General features: G+C 65.5%; 13 protein-coding genes. 2 read left to right on the top strand and 11 right to left on the bottom strand.

The window, feature by feature from the left end; translation table 11 throughout:
• Window positions 1–68 precede the first annotated feature (68 nt).
• A complete protein-coding gene (locus ACFZAI_RS16640) occupies window positions 69–1,349 on the top strand; it encodes an amidohydrolase family protein (RefSeq protein WP_391567946.1) in 1,281 nt (426 codons plus the stop codon).
• Here ACFZAI_RS16640 and ACFZAI_RS16635 read toward each other — a convergent pair.
• The 9 genes from ACFZAI_RS16635 to ACFZAI_RS16595 are packed head-to-tail and all read right to left on the bottom strand — an operon-like array spanning window position 1,324 to window position 9,578.
• Window positions 1,324–1,713, bottom strand: coding sequence for a RidA family protein (locus tag ACFZAI_RS16635; RefSeq protein ID WP_391567945.1), 390 nt, complete (start codon window positions 1,711–1,713; stop codon window positions 1,324–1,326). The two genes, ACFZAI_RS16640 and ACFZAI_RS16635, sit on opposite strands and share 26 nt — an antisense overlap.
• Window positions 1,710–2,873 (bottom strand): NAD(P)/FAD-dependent oxidoreductase, encoded by a 1,164-nt coding sequence (locus ACFZAI_RS16630; RefSeq protein ID WP_391567944.1) that lies wholly within the window; start codon window positions 2,871–2,873, stop codon window positions 1,710–1,712. Before ACFZAI_RS16630 ends, ACFZAI_RS16635 begins: the two co-directional genes overlap by 4 nt.
• 4 nt (window positions 2,874–2,877) lie before the next feature.
• Window positions 2,878–4,320, bottom strand: a complete 1,443-nt coding sequence (locus ACFZAI_RS16625) for an NAD(P)/FAD-dependent oxidoreductase (protein WP_391567943.1) — start codon at window positions 4,318–4,320, stop codon at window positions 2,878–2,880.
• Entirely contained in the window at window positions 4,317–4,625 is a 309-nt protein-coding gene (locus ACFZAI_RS16620; RefSeq protein WP_046804012.1) for a (2Fe-2S)-binding protein, read from the bottom strand. The genes ACFZAI_RS16625 and ACFZAI_RS16620 overlap by 4 nt, the downstream gene beginning before the upstream one ends.
• Entirely contained in the window at window positions 4,609–5,766 is a 1,158-nt protein-coding gene (locus tag ACFZAI_RS16615) for an NAD(P)/FAD-dependent oxidoreductase (protein WP_391567941.1), read from the bottom strand. Before ACFZAI_RS16615 ends, ACFZAI_RS16620 begins: the two co-directional genes overlap by 17 nt.
• Window positions 5,766–6,566 carry an ABC transporter permease gene (locus tag ACFZAI_RS16610; protein WP_391567940.1) on the bottom strand — a complete coding sequence of 267 codons (801 nt, stop codon included), beginning with the start codon at window positions 6,564–6,566 and terminating at the stop codon, window positions 5,766–5,768. The genes ACFZAI_RS16615 and ACFZAI_RS16610 overlap by 1 nt, the downstream gene beginning before the upstream one ends.
• 1 nt (window position 6,567) lies before the next feature.
• Window positions 6,568–7,434: an ABC transporter permease gene (locus ACFZAI_RS16605; RefSeq protein ID WP_391567939.1), complete on the bottom strand. Its 867-nt coding sequence runs from the start codon at window positions 7,432–7,434 to the stop codon at window positions 6,568–6,570.
• Window positions 7,431–8,492 (bottom strand): ABC transporter ATP-binding protein, encoded by a 1,062-nt coding sequence (locus tag ACFZAI_RS16600; protein WP_391567938.1) that lies wholly within the window; start codon window positions 8,490–8,492, stop codon window positions 7,431–7,433. Before ACFZAI_RS16600 ends, ACFZAI_RS16605 begins: the two co-directional genes overlap by 4 nt.
• Before the next feature lie 54 nt (window positions 8,493–8,546).
• A complete protein-coding gene (locus ACFZAI_RS16595; protein ID WP_391567937.1) occupies window positions 8,547–9,578 on the bottom strand; it encodes an ABC transporter substrate-binding protein in 1,032 nt (343 codons plus the stop codon).
• A gap of 131 nt (window positions 9,579–9,709) precedes the next feature.
• Between ACFZAI_RS16595 and ACFZAI_RS16590 the strand changes: the two genes are divergently transcribed.
• Window positions 9,710–10,513 (top strand): GntR family transcriptional regulator, encoded by an 804-nt coding sequence (locus ACFZAI_RS16590; protein WP_391567936.1) that lies wholly within the window; start codon window positions 9,710–9,712, stop codon window positions 10,511–10,513.
• Here the strand turns inward: ACFZAI_RS16590 and ACFZAI_RS16585 are convergent.
• Together ACFZAI_RS16585 and ACFZAI_RS16580 are read right to left on the bottom strand one after the other, a co-directional pair.
• Window positions 10,500–12,221 carry a hydantoinase B/oxoprolinase family protein gene (locus ACFZAI_RS16585; protein ID WP_391567934.1) on the bottom strand — a complete coding sequence of 574 codons (1,722 nt, stop codon included), beginning with the start codon at window positions 12,219–12,221 and terminating at the stop codon, window positions 10,500–10,502. The genes ACFZAI_RS16590 and ACFZAI_RS16585 overlap by 14 nt on opposite strands.
• Window positions 12,214–14,271 carry a hydantoinase/oxoprolinase family protein gene (locus ACFZAI_RS16580; protein ID WP_391567933.1) on the bottom strand — a complete coding sequence of 686 codons (2,058 nt, stop codon included), beginning with the start codon at window positions 14,269–14,271 and terminating at the stop codon, window positions 12,214–12,216. The genes ACFZAI_RS16585 and ACFZAI_RS16580 overlap by 8 nt, the downstream gene beginning before the upstream one ends.

Genomic DNA, 14,271 nt, shown 5'->3' with positions numbered 1-14,271 from the left:
GTGCGACCGCAACGAAGGCGCGCCAGTTGCTGCACCATGAACTTAGGACTTACCGAGAGGCGCTTTCCATGCTCGATCTGATTATCAAGAATTGCACGCTGGCCGATGGCCGCACGAACATCGACATCGGCGTGGCGCAAGGCCGCATCACGGCGGTGGAACCGGCGCTGAAGGCCGAGGCCGGCCAGGTGATCGATGCCGCCGGCCAGCTGGTGAGCTCGCCCTTCGTGGACGCGCACTTCCACATGGACTCGACCTTGTCGTTTGGCCTGCCGCGCGTAAACCAGTCTGGCACCTTGCTGGAAGGCATCGCGCTGTGGGGCGAACTGAAGCCGCTGTTGACGCAAGAAGCGCTGGTCGAACGCGCGCTGGCGTATTGCGATTGGGCGGTGGCGCGCGGCCTGCTGGCGATTCGTTCGCACGTGGACGTCTGCGACCCGCGCCTCTTGGCGACCGAAGCGCTGCTGCACGTGCGCGAGAAGGTCAAACCCTATCTGGACCTGCAACTGGTCGCCTTCCCGCAAGACGGCGTGCTGCGCGCGCCGGGCGCGATGGACAACCTGAAGCGCGCGCTCGACATGGGCGTGGATGTAGTGGGCGGCATTCCGCACTTTGAACGCACCATGCAGGACGGCGCCGAGTCCGTGCGCATCCTGTGCGAACTGGCGGCCGATCGCGGCCTGCGCGTGGACATGCATTGCGATGAAAGCGACGACCCCTTGTCGCGCCACATCGAAACGCTGGCCTACCACACGCAGCGCCTGGGCCTGCATGGCCGCGTCACCGGTTCGCACCTGACGTCCATGCATTCCATGGACAACTACTACGTGTCCAAGCTGATTCCGCTGATGCGCGAAGCGGGCGTTGCCGCCATCGCCAACCCGCTGATCAACATCACGCTGCAAGGCCGCCACGATACCTATCCGAAGCGCCGCGGCATGACGCGCGTGCCGGAACTGCTGGCCGCGGGCGTGCCGGTCGCCTTCGGCCACGATTGCGTGATGGACCCCTGGTACAGCCTGGGTTCGGGCGACATGCTGGAAGTGGCGCACATGGGCCTGCACGTGGCCCAGATGACGGGCCAGGACGCCATGCGCGCCTGTTTCGAAGCCGTGACGACCACGCCCGCAAAAATTCTTGGCCTGGACGAAACGGGCATCGCGGCCGGCAAGCGCGCCGACCTCGTGCTGCTGCAAGCGCGCGACCCCGTCGAAGCGCTACGCTTGCGTGCGACCCGTCTGATGGTGCTGCGCGCGGGCAAGGTGATTGCCACCACGCCGCCCGCCACCGCCACCTTGAACCTGCCGGGCCGCGCCGGCCAGGTCAGCTTTCAGACACCGGCCCGCTGACATACGCCGGCCGCTTGGCGGCCGTCACGATGATCTCCACCAGCAGCTCCGGCGCGGCCAGCTTGGCCTCGCAGGTGGCGCGGGTGGGCATCGCGTTGGGCAGCGCCCACTCGGCCCACACGCTGTTCATGCCGGCGAAGTCGCGGTCGATGTCCTTCAGCCAGATCTGCACCGACAAGAGCCGCGACTTATCGGTGCCGGCCTGCGCCAGATAGCCGTCGATCTTCGCCAACGCGTCGCGCGTTTGCGCCGCGATGCCGCCTTCCGCCGCAGACGTCACGCCCGCCACGTACACCGTATCGCCATGGATCACGATGCGGCTCAGGCGCTGGTTGGTTTCCTTGCGCACGATATCGTCATTCATTCGTCTTGCTCCTTTTTTGATAGGGAGGACGCGGTGGCCGCGTCCGAAAAACGGTCAATCCGGAATGGCGCGATCGGCATGTCCGTCGCGCCGGTCGTGATCAGATCAGCCATGATGCGGCCCACAATCGGGCCCAGCTCAAAGCCATGCGCCGAAAAGCCGAACGCGTGAAACGCGGTCTCGTGACGGCTGCTGCGTCCGATGACAGGAATCTCATCCGGCATGGCCGCCTCGATACCCGCCCAGCCCCGGTTCACGATCGCATCACGCATGTGCGGGAACAGATCACAGACCGTGCGCGCGCCTTCGGCCAGCGAGCGGAAATCCAGCTCGGTCCATTCGGCGTCGCGATCCACCCAGGCGCGCCGCCCGCCGCCGATCAGCACCGTGCCATTTGAGCGCTGCTTGAACGACAATGCGCGGCCCGTGCCCAGCACGACAGGGTCCAGAAAGTGATCCATGCGCAAGGTCACCAGCATCATCGGGCTGATGGCCAGAAGCGGCACCGGCTCGCCCCATTGCGCCGCGATGCGGTCGGCCCACGCGCCCGCGCAGTTCAACACTTGCGGCGCGGTGTAGGCGCCCGCATCGGTGTCCACGCGCCATTGGCCGTCCACGCGCGCAACGCCCTGCACGCGCACGCCTTCCAGAAAGCGCGCGCCCAGGCTTGCGGCTTTGGTGCGGAACGCCAGCGTCGTGCGATACGGATCGGCCGCCGCGTCCTCGCGTGCAATCAGGCCGCCCTGGATGGTGGGCGCAAGCGCCGGAATCATGTCCAACAAATCCTCGGCGCTGATCCATTGCTCGTGCGTGTAGCCGTGCGCGGTCATCGTCTGTAAGCGCGTCTGCAATGCGTCTACGTCGGCGGCGTTTTCGGCCACGCGCACCTGGCCGTGCTGCTCGAAACCGCAATCGTCATCCACCAGATCACCGATGCGATACCAGAGCTCGCGCGAGGCCAGCGCCAGCGGCACCTCTGCCAGATGCCGCGACAAGGTGCGCACGCCGCCCGCATTCACGCCGGACGCGTGACGGCCCACGTAGTTCTTTTCGATCACCAGGGCAGACACGCCTGCACGCGCCAGATGCAGCGCCGCCGAGCTGCCGTGCAGGCCTCCCCCGATGATGATGACTTCTGCCGACCGCGTTGCACCGGTCATGGCATTACTTTTTCAAGCGGACCACGGCCTGGCGGGAATCGTCTGTCTGCGGCAGCGACGCGAGTTCTCCCAGGGTCAGCGGCTTGGTCGGAAAGCGCAGCCGGTAGTAGCCCACTTCCTGCGTCGGCACGCCCCGTTCCTCGGCGATGATCTCGGCCACGGTCAGCCCACAGAAGCGCCCTTGGCACGGCCCCATGCCGCAACGCAGAAACGCCTTCATCTGGTTCGGGCCGGTGCAGCCCAGCTTGACCGTGTCGCGCACCTGGGCGGCGGTGACTTCCTCGCAGCGGCACACGATGGTGTCACCGGTTGGGCGTCTGAACGCGTCAGGCGCCTTGTAGAGCACGTCGAAGAACTCGCGGCCTCTCACGGCACGGGCAAGCGCAGCGCGCGGCGCCACGGCCTCGCTATCGCGTTTGGCGGCATCGATGCGGCCCAACAGATGCGCGGCTTGCAGTGCGGCCAGCCGGCCACGGTGTTCCGCCGCCAACGCGCCCGCGATGCCAGCACCATCGCCCGCCATGCCAATGCCGTCCACCGACGTCAGCCCCCATGCATCGACCTGGGGTTCCCAGCAGTCCAGCGCCTCATTCCAGCGGTGTTCCGCACCCACCGCGCGCGACAGGTTCACGTTGGGCACCACGCCCTGATGCAGCATCAGTTGCTCGGCGGGCAAGGTCTTGGTGACGCCGCCTGCCGTGTAGCGCACGCTTTGCAGCTTGCCGTCGCCCAGCGCTTCCAGTGCCGTCACGCCGCGCGTGATCGGCACCGCGGCCTTCACCGCGCGCAGCAGCTTCAACCCCTTGCCCAGATACGGCGAACGCAGAAAGCCCCACACCTTGGGCAGCGCCTGGCTCATGCGGCCGGGCGGCGTGGTTTCCAGCAGCGCGTCAAGCTTCACGCCCGCGTTCAGGTATTGCCACGCCACCAGATACAGCAGCGGGCCGCTGCCGGCCAGCACCGTGCGGTCCGCCGGCACCACGCCCGACGACTTCAGCAGAATCTGCGCCGCGCCGGCGGTGATGACGCCGGGCAGCGTCCAACCCGGAATGGGGAAGGGGCGCTCTTGCGCACCGGTTGCCAAGAGCAGCCGGCGCGCATGCACGATGCGCGCTTCGCCCGCCACCGAGTACGCCACCTCGAACCCTTTCTCGGGATGCGGCGCGGTGCGCTCGGCCACGGCCCAGACGGTGGCGCCCGGCACATAGCGCGCGCCCGACTGCTTGAACGGCCCGACAAGCGCCGCGCCATGCCAATAATCTTCGCCCAGAATGCTGCGGTCGGTGACGGGCGTGGTGGTGATGGCGCGATAGATCTGTCCGCCCGGCGCCGCCTGCTCATCCAGCAGCACCGTGTCCACGCCCAACTTGGCCGCCAGCGTCGCCGCCGCCAATCCTGCCGGGCCTGCGCCCACCACCAGCAAATCACATTGCGTCGTATCGATCATGCCTGCACCTTGCGCGCGCCCAGCTGGCGCTCGATCTTCATGCCTTCGCGCACGGCCGTCATGCAGCCTTGCTGATTCGCCTGGCCATCAATGGTGACCAGGCAGTCGTAGCACACGCCCATCATGCAATAAGGCCCGCGCGGCACTTCATTGACCGCCGTGTCGCGACAGGCCGACACGCCGCCCGCAAACAACGCCGCCGCCACGCTGTCGCCTTGGCGGCATTGCAGCTCGGCCCCGTTGACCGTCACGCGCACGGGCGCGCCTTGCGCCTGGCGCTGCGCCTCGTCAAGCCTCTTGAACATGGAACCTCCGGGTCGAGAAGGGCGCCATGTCGTCGGCAAGCTTGCCGGCCACGATCATGGGCGCCAGATTGAGAGCGTGCGCGGCGGCCAGCGTCACGCCGCTGTGACAGGTGGCGACGAAGGCGCCGGGGCACGTTTCAGATTGCTGATAAATCGGAAAGCCATCCTTGGACATCACGCGCAGCGCGGCCCAGCTGCGCACCACGCGCACGTCGCGCAAGGCAGGCAGCGTGCGCACCGCGCGATCCGCCAGCGTGCCCAGAATCGGCAGGCCCACCAGGTTGTCCACATAGCCGGCTTCTTCTTGCGAATCGCCGATCAGCCACGTGCCTTCATCGGTTTGGCGCAGGGTGGATAGCGGGGTTTCCAGCATGCGGCGCGTGCGTTCCAGCACCACGATCTGGCCGCGTTGCGGGCGCACCGGCACGTCCAGTCCAACTTGCGCGCCCAGGTCCTTGTTCGACAAGCCCGACGCCAGCACGACCTTGCGCGCACGCACGGTGCCGGACGGCGTGGCGATCTCGAACACGCCGTCACGCTGCTTGATGCTTTGCGCCGGCCGGCGCGGCAAGTAATCCACCACCCGCTGTGCAAAACTCATGTGCAGCGCGCGCAGCAGCTTCAGCGGATTGGCGATGCCATCCACCGGCGTCCACGTGGCGCCGCGCACCTCGGGGCCAATGCCCGGCACCAAGTCCGCCACCTCGGCGCGGTCCAGCAGCTTCCAGTCGTACTGCGCCATGCCGGGTTGCGCCAGCAAGGTCTGCATGAACTTGCCGCGCGCTTCCACCTCTTCGTCACTCAACAACGCGTGCAGTCCGCCGCGCTGCTCCAGGTGTACGTCCACGCCGGTCTCTTCCCGCAATTGCGCGGCCAGCCGGGGCCAGCCGGACGCGGACGTCATCGTCCACACGCCGTAGCGCGGCAACCCCATGCCCTTGCTCTGCACCCACACCAGCCCGAAGTTTCCGCGCGACGCGCGATACGCCACGTCGCCTTCGTCCAGCACGGCCACATGGTCCAGCTCGCGCCGCAAGCCATAGGCAATGGCCGACCCCACCAGCCCGCCGCCGATCACCGCGGCGTCATAAATGCCGCGATGCACGGGCGCGCGGGGCGCCAGTTCTTTCTCGTCCGTCATTAGCGTCCCTTTCCTACAAACAGCTTTTCCAGGCCGACCACGCGGTCCAGAATGAAGATGGCGATGATCGTTACGTAGATCAGCACGGCCGACACGGCGGTCACGAGCGGGTCGATGGTGTCTTCGATATGCAGGAAGATACGCACCGGCAGCGTCGTCGTGGACGGCGAGGCGATGAAGATCGACATGGTCAATTCATCAAAGCTTGTGATGAAGGCGATGACCCAGCCGCTGACCACCCCCGGCAGCAGCAACGGCAGTACCACGCGCCGGAATGCCGTCCAGTTGGAGGCGCCCAACGATTGCGCGGCGCGCTCAAGCGCGGGGTCGATCCCCGTGGCGGAAGCCAGCACCAGACGCAACGCATACGGCATCACCAAAATCACGTGCGCGACCACCAGCCCCACATAGGTGCCGGCCAGGTCCACGGTGGTGAAGAACTTCAGGAACGCCAGGCCCAGCACCACATGCGGAATCATCAGCGGCGACAAAAAGAACGCCACCAACGCCTCGCGGCCACGGAAGCGGTTGCGCGCCAGCGCCAGCGCGCTGGGCACGGCCAGCGCAATGGCCAATGTGGCCGACAGCGTGCCCAGGCCCAGGCTGAACCAGAACGCTTCCACAAAGCGCGGGTTGTCCAGAATGGCGCGGAACCAGCGCAGCGACAGCCCGCCCGTTGGCAACGAGATAAAGCCTTCCGACGTGAACGCCACCGCGCACACCATCACGATGGGCGCCAGAATGAAGAGGATGAACAGCGTGTGGAACAGCAGGCCGATGGGGCCGTTTCGGAATTGCATCTCAGCCTCCGGCCTGGTTGAAGACGGCGCCGTATTTGCGCTCGATGATCCGGTTGGCCGATAGCAGCACCACCACAGTCGCCAGCAGCAGCACAACCGCCAGCGCCGCGCCCAGCGGCCAGTTCAGCGTGTTCAGGAATTCGTCGTAGGCCGCGGTGGCCACGTTCTTCAAGCGGCGTCCGCCGATGATGGCCGGCGTGGCGAACGAACTTGCCGCCATCGCAAACACCATGATCGCGCCCGACAAAATGCCCGGCATGACTTGCGGCACGATCACGCGGCGAATCACCGTGAATTGCGAGGCGCCCAGCGACAATGCCGCGGCTTCCGTCGACGGATTGATCCGCTGCAACGACGCCCATACCGAGATCACCATGAATGGCACCAGCACGTGCGTAAGCGCAATCGCCACGCCCAGATTGCTGTACATCAGGTCCACCGGCGTTGAGATAAGGCCAATCCCCATCAACGCCTTGTTGATCAAGCCAGTCGAACCAAACAGCAGCGCCCAGCCCAAGGTACGCACCACCACCGAAATCAGCAGCGGCCCCAGCACCACCATCAGGAACAGGCCTTTCCACGGATTGGCCATGCGCGACAGCACATAGGCCTCGGCCGTGCCCAGCACCAGGCAGGCCAGCGTCACGGCGGCGGCAACGCCGAACGTGCGGGCGTAGATCTCGTAGTAGTAGCCGTCCGTCAGGATCTCGATGTAGTTCTTCCACGTAAACGTGGCCTGCATGCCGCCGTAGAACTGGAAGTCAAAGAAACTGATCAGGAACACCAGCGCCATCGGCACCACCAGGAAGGTGGCGTACACCACCAGCGCTGGCGCGCTCAGCACCCAGGGGTTGGCGCGCGCGCTCATGACGCGCGGCCTTGTGGCGTGGCCGCCACCGCGCACATGTCCTGCGCGCGCCAGCGCAGGTGCACGGTCTCGCCTTCGGCTGGCACCGGCACGCCATCGTTCTGGCGAATCACCATCACCTCGCCCACCGACGTTTCCACCTGGCACAGCCAGTGGTTGCCCTGGAACACGCGCGTCTTCATGCGGCCGGGCAGGGCACAGGCGGCGGGCTCGGAAAACAGGATCTTCTCGGGCCGCACAATCACCGCGCCTTGCGGAACGGGCGCGCCGTCCATCGAGATATGCGCTTCGCCCACGCGGGCGCGCGTTTCGTCGTTGTATTGCTCGGACTGCGGCGTGAACACATTCGCCTTGCCCAAAAAGCCGCCCACAAAATGACTGGCCGGCCCTTCGTAGGCCTGAAACGGTTCCGCCACCTGTTCCACGCGGCCCTGGTTCATCACCACGATGCGGTCCGACAAGGCCAGCGCTTCGGACTGATCGTGCGTCACCAGAATCGTAGTGGTGCCGATGGTGCGTTGAATGCTGCGCAGCTCCAGCTGCATTTCCTCGCGCAACTTGGCATCCAGGTTCGACAGCGGCTCATCCAGCAACAGCACGCTGGGGCGGATGACCAGCGCACGCGCCAACGCCACGCGCTGCTGCTGCCCGCCCGACATGCGCGCCGGGTGGCGGTCAGCCAGATGCGACAGGCCCACCAGCTTCAACGCTTCCGCCACGCGCGCTTCGCGCTCGTCCTTCTTCACCCGCTGCATCTCCAGGCCGAACGACACGTTTTCGGCCGCCGTCATATGCGGGAACAACGCGTAGTTCTGAAACACCAGGCCCAGGCCGCGCTTGTTGGCCGGCACGCGGCTGACGTCGCGGCCATCCAGCACGATGCTGCCGCCCGTGGGTTCGACAAAGCCCGCAATCATTTGCAGCGTGGTGGTCTTGCCGCAGCCGGAAGGCCCCAGCAGCGAAATGAATTCGCCCCGGTTCACCGACAGGCTCAACTCTTCGACGGCGGTCGTGTCGCCATAGCGCTTGCTCAGGCGGTTCAACACTAGATAGGTCATGAAAGCTCCCGTGGGCGGCGCGCCGCGCCGCCCCGTTTCACTGCCGGCTGCGCGTCAGCGCTCGATTTCCCGCGTCCAGCGCTTGTTCCAGTCGTCGCGATTCTGGTTCACCGTGTCCCAATCGATGACGATCAGGTCCGCAGCACGCTTGCCAATCGGCAGCGGCACGCGCGGGTCATCCTCAATCTTGGCTTTCTTGTTGACGGGGCCGTATCCATAGGCCGACGCCAGCTTCTGTTGCACCTCGGGCGTCACCAGGTACTGCACGAAGGCTTGCGCAACGGGGTTGGGGCTGGCCTTGGCGATGGGACACACCGACGACAGCAGGGCGTAAGCGCCTTCCTGCGGATACACGAAGCCCACCGGGAAGCCGGTGTCGGCAAACGCCTTGGCGCGGCCGCTGCCCCAGACGGAAATCACGGCCTGCCCGCTTGAGAACAGCTCGGTCATCTTGCCGGGCGACGGTTCATACACCAGCACGTTGGGGCCAACTTCGTTCTTGAACGTGGTGAAGCCGGCGTCGATCTTCTTTTCGCCGCCGCCGCCTTCGCGGGCGTACTCCACCAGGGCGTGCAAGCCGTAGGTGTTGTTCAGCGGCGGCACCACCAGCTGCTTCTTGTACTTGGGGTCCTTCAAGTCTTTCCACGACGTGGGCGGGGCCCATTTCTTTTCGTCAAAGACTTTCTTGTTGTACATGATGCCGGTGGCCACGATGCCGATGGCGACGGCCTTGTCGTCCTTGTAGCGCGCGGTGCTGTAGATGTCGTCGGCGGGCAGGCCCGTGATCGGCGCGCAGAAGCCCAGGGCGATGGCCTGATACATGGGGCCGTCGTCAATGATGGCCACGTCGATCTGCTGATTGCTTTTCTGCGCTTGCAGGCGCGCCACCGTGTTGGTGGAGTTGCCCGCCACATAGTCCAGCTCGACGCCATGCTGCTTGGCGAAGGGCGGGAAGATCTCTTTACGCATGATGTCTTCGAACGAGCCGCCGTAGCCGGCGACCACCAACTTCTGCTGCGCTGCTGCATTGGCGCTGAGTCCGGCTGCCACCGTCGCCGCCACGATCACTGCAAGTACCTTGCCCATGAGAACCCCCGAATTGTTGGTACACTTTGTCCGTACATGAATGTCCGGACAAATAATGAATCCCGCAAGACACTGCTGTCAATCGGTTATTGTCCGTACAAACCCCATATAACAATTCAAGGAGCCTCCCGATGACCCGATCCTCCGAGCGCGCGGCGGGCCCTGGCGGAGCACGGCAGGCGCGCGGAAAACCGGAATCGCACGCGCCGGAAGCTGACGCCGGCGGCCCCCGTTACAAGAGCATCTTCCAGACGCTGTCCCAAGACATCAGCGCCGGCCGCTACCCGGTCATGACGCTGCTGCCCACCGAACACGAGCTCTGCGATCAGTTCAACGCCAGCCGCCACACCATTCGCGAAGCCATCCGCATGCTGACCGTGGCCGGCATGGTGTCGCGCCGCCCCGGTGTCGGCACGCGCGTGGAAACCGCGCGCGCCAGCACGCGCTTCACGCAGCGCATTTCGCAGTTCCCCGACCTGCTGCAATACGCGCGCAACGCCGCGCTGCTGGTGCAAGAGGTGCGCACCATCAAACTGCCCAAACGGCTGGCCGAAGCGCTGGGCTGCTCGGCCGATAAAACCTGGCTGCACATCAACTCCATCAAGACCCTTGACGACCCGGACACCGCGGCCGCCAGCACGCTGATCTACGCCGACCCCGAACACTCGGATGTGCGCGTCGAGGTCAAGTCGCGCATCTCGCTCTTGCGCCTGATCGAAGACCACTTTGGCGACCGCATCACCGAGGTCAACCAGGAGTTCTCGGCAACTCCCATCAACGCGACGATCGCCAAGCAACTCAAGGTTGAACCCAAGACGGCGGGCTTCGTCATCACCCGCCGCTACTACGGCGAAGGCGGCCTGCTGCTGCTTGCCACCATCACCACGTTCCCGCACGACAAGATGAAGTACTCGATGACGCTTAACGTGGGGTAACCGCGCGGGCGCCGTAGTCCTTTCTCGCGGCCTCGGCGCTGATCTTTCCATCCGCCAGATCTTGCTCGATACGTGCGCGCGGCCGCTCGGCGGGCGCGCCGTAGCCGCCACCGCCTGGCGTTTCGATGCGCACGCTCTCACCCGGCGCCAACGCAATGTTGGCCGTCTTGGAAAACAGTTCTTCCGCGTCAGGCGTGCCGAAGTTGCGGATCAGGCGCGCACGGCGCCCGTCGCCGCCTCCGTCCACGCCGGACGCAACGCCTACCGTATGGCTGTCGGAGCGCGCCGAAAACACGATGCCCGGCCCCACCGCGCGAATCTGCTTGGCAATCGCCAACCCGCCGCGCGTGCGGCCCGCACCGCCCGAATCCGGAATCATCGCGTACTCGTCCATCATCAGCGGGTACTCGTTTTCCAGCGCTTCCACCGGCAGGTTCGACGTGTTGGTCATGTGCACATGCACCGCGTCCATGCCATCGGCATCAAAGCGCGCGCCCGCGCCGCCGCCCAACGTTTCCAGATACACAAAGTGCCCGGCGCGTTCGCGCCAGCGGCCTGAAAACACAATGGCGGGGCAGCAGTCGTTGCTGGACGCCATGGTCTTTTCCGGCGGCAGCAAGCCACGAAACGCACCAAAGATGGCGCCGGCCACTTTCTGCGCCGTAATCGACCGCGCACCCACCGCCGCCGGATGTTCCGGGTTCGTAATCGTGCCCACCGGCGCCGACACCGAGATGGGATCGAACAAGCCCGCATTTGGCGCAAGATCGGGGTCAAGCAACGCCTTCACGGCGTAGTACACGCAAGCGCGCAAGGCGTTGAACGGCAGATTCATTGCGCCACGCGCCTGCTTGCCCGAGCCTTCGAAATCGAAGTGCAGATTGTCGGGCTTCACGGTCAGCGTCACTTGTATCGGCACCGGGTCGCCACCCATGCCGTCGTCGTCCAGATCGCTGCGGAACGTATAGCTGCCTTGCTGCAATTCGGCGATACGGTTGAGCAGGCGGCGGCGCGTGTACGCGATGACGTCGTCAACCGAACGCAGCACCGCGTCCAGCCCCATCTGGCGGATCAGGCCTTGCACAGCGGCCGCACCCCGGCGGTTGGTGGCCATCTGCACGCGCAAGTCCAGCACGCGTTCTTCGGGGTCGCGGGTGTTGGCGCAGATCAAGCGCAGCATGTCTTCGTCGGTATCGCCGTGCTTGGCGATGCGGCACGCGGGGATGCGTATGCCTTCTTCAAAAATGGATTTCAAACCGCCGGCGATCGACCCCGGCACCGCGCCGCCCACATCCGAATGGTGCGCAATGTTGGCCGCGAAAAAGCGCAGCACGCCGTCCCAGAACACAGGCGTGACGATGTTGATGTCGGGCAGATGGCTGCCATCCGCCAGGTACGGGTCGTTGCAGATAAAGACGTCGCCTTCGCGGATGTCTTCGGCTTTGAACGTGCGCAGAATTGCGCCCATCGCGCCATCGAGCGACCCCAGGTGCAACGGAATCTGCGTGCCTTGCGCCACCAGCCGGCCGGCTGCGTCAAACAGCGCAACGGAGCAGTCCTTGCGTTCTTTGATGTTGGTGGAGAACGACGCGCGCACAAGCGTGTTGTTCATGTCTTCGGTGATGGACAGCAGGCGGTTGCAGAACACTTCCATACCGATGGGGTCGGCCAGCGCCGCGCCGGCGTCGAGCGGGTTGGGCTTAGTCATTCAAGCCTCCTTGCAAACGGATGATCAGGTTGCCGTATTCGTCCACGCTGACGTGCTGGCCCACGCCCACCACCGTGGTCGAGCTCATTTCTTCCAGCAGCGCGGGGCCGGTGAAGCGGGCGCCGGTTGGCACGCGGTCGCGGTCATACACCGGGGTTTCGCGCCAGCCGTGTTCGGCGCCGAAGTACGCCTTGCGCACGCCCAGCTTGGCGTCTTCCAGCACCCCGCCGACATGGCGCGGCGCAAGCGGCGCTTTCACGACTTGGCCCACGGCCTGCATGCGGCAGTTGATGATTTGCACGTTGCGGTCGTCGACGGTGTAGCCGTATTCGCGTTCGTGTGCTTCTGCGAAGCGGCGCGCGAATTCGGCGTAGCCGCCCGCGCCCGTGTCGTCCAAGCTGACCTGCACTTCAAAGTTCTGGCCTTCGTAGCGCGCGTCGATGGCGCTGTGGCAGATTCGCAATGCGGGGTCCACACGCTCGTCGTCCAGCCAGTTCTGGGCTTGCGTGCGCAGCCCGTCAAAGAGCGCCGAGATTGCAGGCCAGGCCGCTTCGCTTGCCAAGGAGATTTCGCTTTGCACGAAGTCAAATGAGATGTCGCTGAGCAAGATGCCGCGCGCGCACATCGTGCCGGGTTCCTGCGGCACGATGACGACAGGAATGCCGCATTCCTCGGCCACTTCCACGGCGTGCAACGGCCCCGCGCCGCCGTAGGCGTAGAGCGCGAAGCGCGACAGGTCGTAGCCGCGTTCGGTCGACACGGCGCGAATCGCACGGCTCATATTCGCCGCCGCGATGCGCAGAATGCCTTCGGCCGCCGCTTCGCGGTCCAGGCCCAATGGTTCGGCTACGCGATGTTCAATCACACGGCGCGCCGCGTCCGCGTGTACGGGCATGCGGCCGTTCAACAGCGCAACCGGGTTCAGCCGTTGCAGCGCGATCTCGGCGTCGGTAATCGTCGGCTCCTGGCCGCCGCGGCCATAGCCCACCGGCCCTGGGACCGCGCCCGCGCTGTGCGGGCCTACCTTCAGTGCGCCGGCGTCATCCAGCCACGCAATGCTGCCGCCGCCCGCGCCAATCACATGAATATCCACCATCGGCGTCTTCACCGGGTAGCCCGCCACATGACGATGCGAGGTGAACAACGGCCGCCCGTCGCACACCAACGACACATCGGTGCTGGTGCCGCCCACGTCGAAGGTGACAAGATTCAAGCTGCCGATGGCGCGCCCCACGGCCGCCGCGCCCACCACGCCCGCCGCCGGCCCGGACAAGCACGTCCGCACCGGGTATTGGCGCACGGTGGCGATCGACATCAGGCCGCCGTTGGAATGGATGGTGTGCGGTTCGTGGCCGATATCCAGCTCGCGCACCCGTTGCAGGAAGCGTTCCAGATAGCGCGCCATCTTCGGGCCAACAGCCGCGTTCAGTACCGTGGTGGACAGGCGTTCGTATTCGCGGAATTCCGGCAGCACATCCGACGACTGGCTGATGTAGGCCTCCGGCATGACTTCGGCCACGATGCGCGCCGCGCGGCGCTCATGTTCAGGATTGCGGTAGGCATGCAGAAAGCAGATCGTGACGGCTTCGATACCGGCGGCGGCAAACTGCTGCGCAGCCGCCAGCACTTGCGCGTCATCCAGCGGCGTCACCACATCGCCCGCGGCGTTCACGCGCTCATCGACTTCCACGCGAAATTCGCGCGGCACGGCAACGGGCGGCTTGCCCACGCTGTAGTCATACAGATGCGGGCGCGTCTGCCGGCCAATCTCGAGCACGTCGCGAAAGCCGCGCGTGGTGATCAGCCCAACACGCGCGCCCTTGCGTTCAATGATGAGGTTGGTGGCCACCGTGGTGCCATGCCCCACGTGCGACACCTGCGAAGGCGCTACGCCGTGGTCCGAGAGCATCTGGCCGATACCGGTGGCGATGGCTTCCGAGGGGTCGTGCGGCGTGGAAGGCACTTTGTGAAAGTGCACCACGCCGGCGTCCTCGTCGATCATCGTGAAATCGGTAAATGTGCCTCCGACGTCTATCCCTATGCGATACAT

The organism is Achromobacter sp. NPDC008082, assembly GCF_042957345.1.
Taxonomy (GTDB): Bacteria; Pseudomonadota; Gammaproteobacteria; order Burkholderiales; family Burkholderiaceae_B; genus Achromobacter; species Achromobacter kerstersii_A.
This window is presented reverse-complemented; position numbering and strand designations above follow the sequence as displayed.

What these genes read in the sequence shown, in the direction of transcription:
- ACFZAI_RS16640 (WP_391567946.1), top strand. Translation starts at nt 69, where the DNA reads ATGCTCGATCTGATTATCAAGAATTGCACGCTGGCCGATGGCCGCACG.
- ACFZAI_RS16635 (WP_391567945.1), bottom strand. Translation starts at nt 1,713, where the DNA reads ATGAATGACGATATCGTGCGCAAGGAAACCAACCAGCGCCTGAGCCGC.
- ACFZAI_RS16630 (WP_391567944.1), bottom strand. Translation starts at nt 2,873, where the DNA reads ATGACCGGTGCAACGCGGTCGGCAGAAGTCATCATCATCGGGGGAGGC.
- ACFZAI_RS16625 (WP_391567943.1), bottom strand. Translation starts at nt 4,320, where the DNA reads ATGATCGATACGACGCAATGTGATTTGCTGGTGGTGGGCGCAGGCCCG.
- ACFZAI_RS16620 (WP_046804012.1), bottom strand. Translation starts at nt 4,625, where the DNA reads ATGTTCAAGAGGCTTGACGAGGCGCAGCGCCAGGCGCAAGGCGCGCCC.
- ACFZAI_RS16615 (WP_391567941.1), bottom strand. Translation starts at nt 5,766, where the DNA reads ATGACGGACGAGAAAGAACTGGCGCCCCGCGCGCCCGTGCATCGCGGC.
- ACFZAI_RS16610 (WP_391567940.1), bottom strand. Translation starts at nt 6,566, where the DNA reads ATGCAATTCCGAAACGGCCCCATCGGCCTGCTGTTCCACACGCTGTTC.
- ACFZAI_RS16605 (WP_391567939.1), bottom strand. Translation starts at nt 7,434, where the DNA reads ATGAGCGCGCGCGCCAACCCCTGGGTGCTGAGCGCGCCAGCGCTGGTG.
- ACFZAI_RS16600 (WP_391567938.1), bottom strand. Translation starts at nt 8,492, where the DNA reads ATGACCTATCTAGTGTTGAACCGCCTGAGCAAGCGCTATGGCGACACG.
- ACFZAI_RS16595 (WP_391567937.1), bottom strand. Translation starts at nt 9,578, where the DNA reads ATGGGCAAGGTACTTGCAGTGATCGTGGCGGCGACGGTGGCAGCCGGA.
- ACFZAI_RS16590 (WP_391567936.1), top strand. Translation starts at nt 9,710, where the DNA reads ATGACCCGATCCTCCGAGCGCGCGGCGGGCCCTGGCGGAGCACGGCAG.
- ACFZAI_RS16585 (WP_391567934.1), bottom strand. Translation starts at nt 12,221, where the DNA reads ATGACTAAGCCCAACCCGCTCGACGCCGGCGCGGCGCTGGCCGACCCC.
- ACFZAI_RS16580 (WP_391567933.1), bottom strand. Translation starts at nt 14,271, where the DNA reads ATGTATCGCATAGGGATAGACGTCGGAGGCACATTTACCGATTTCACG.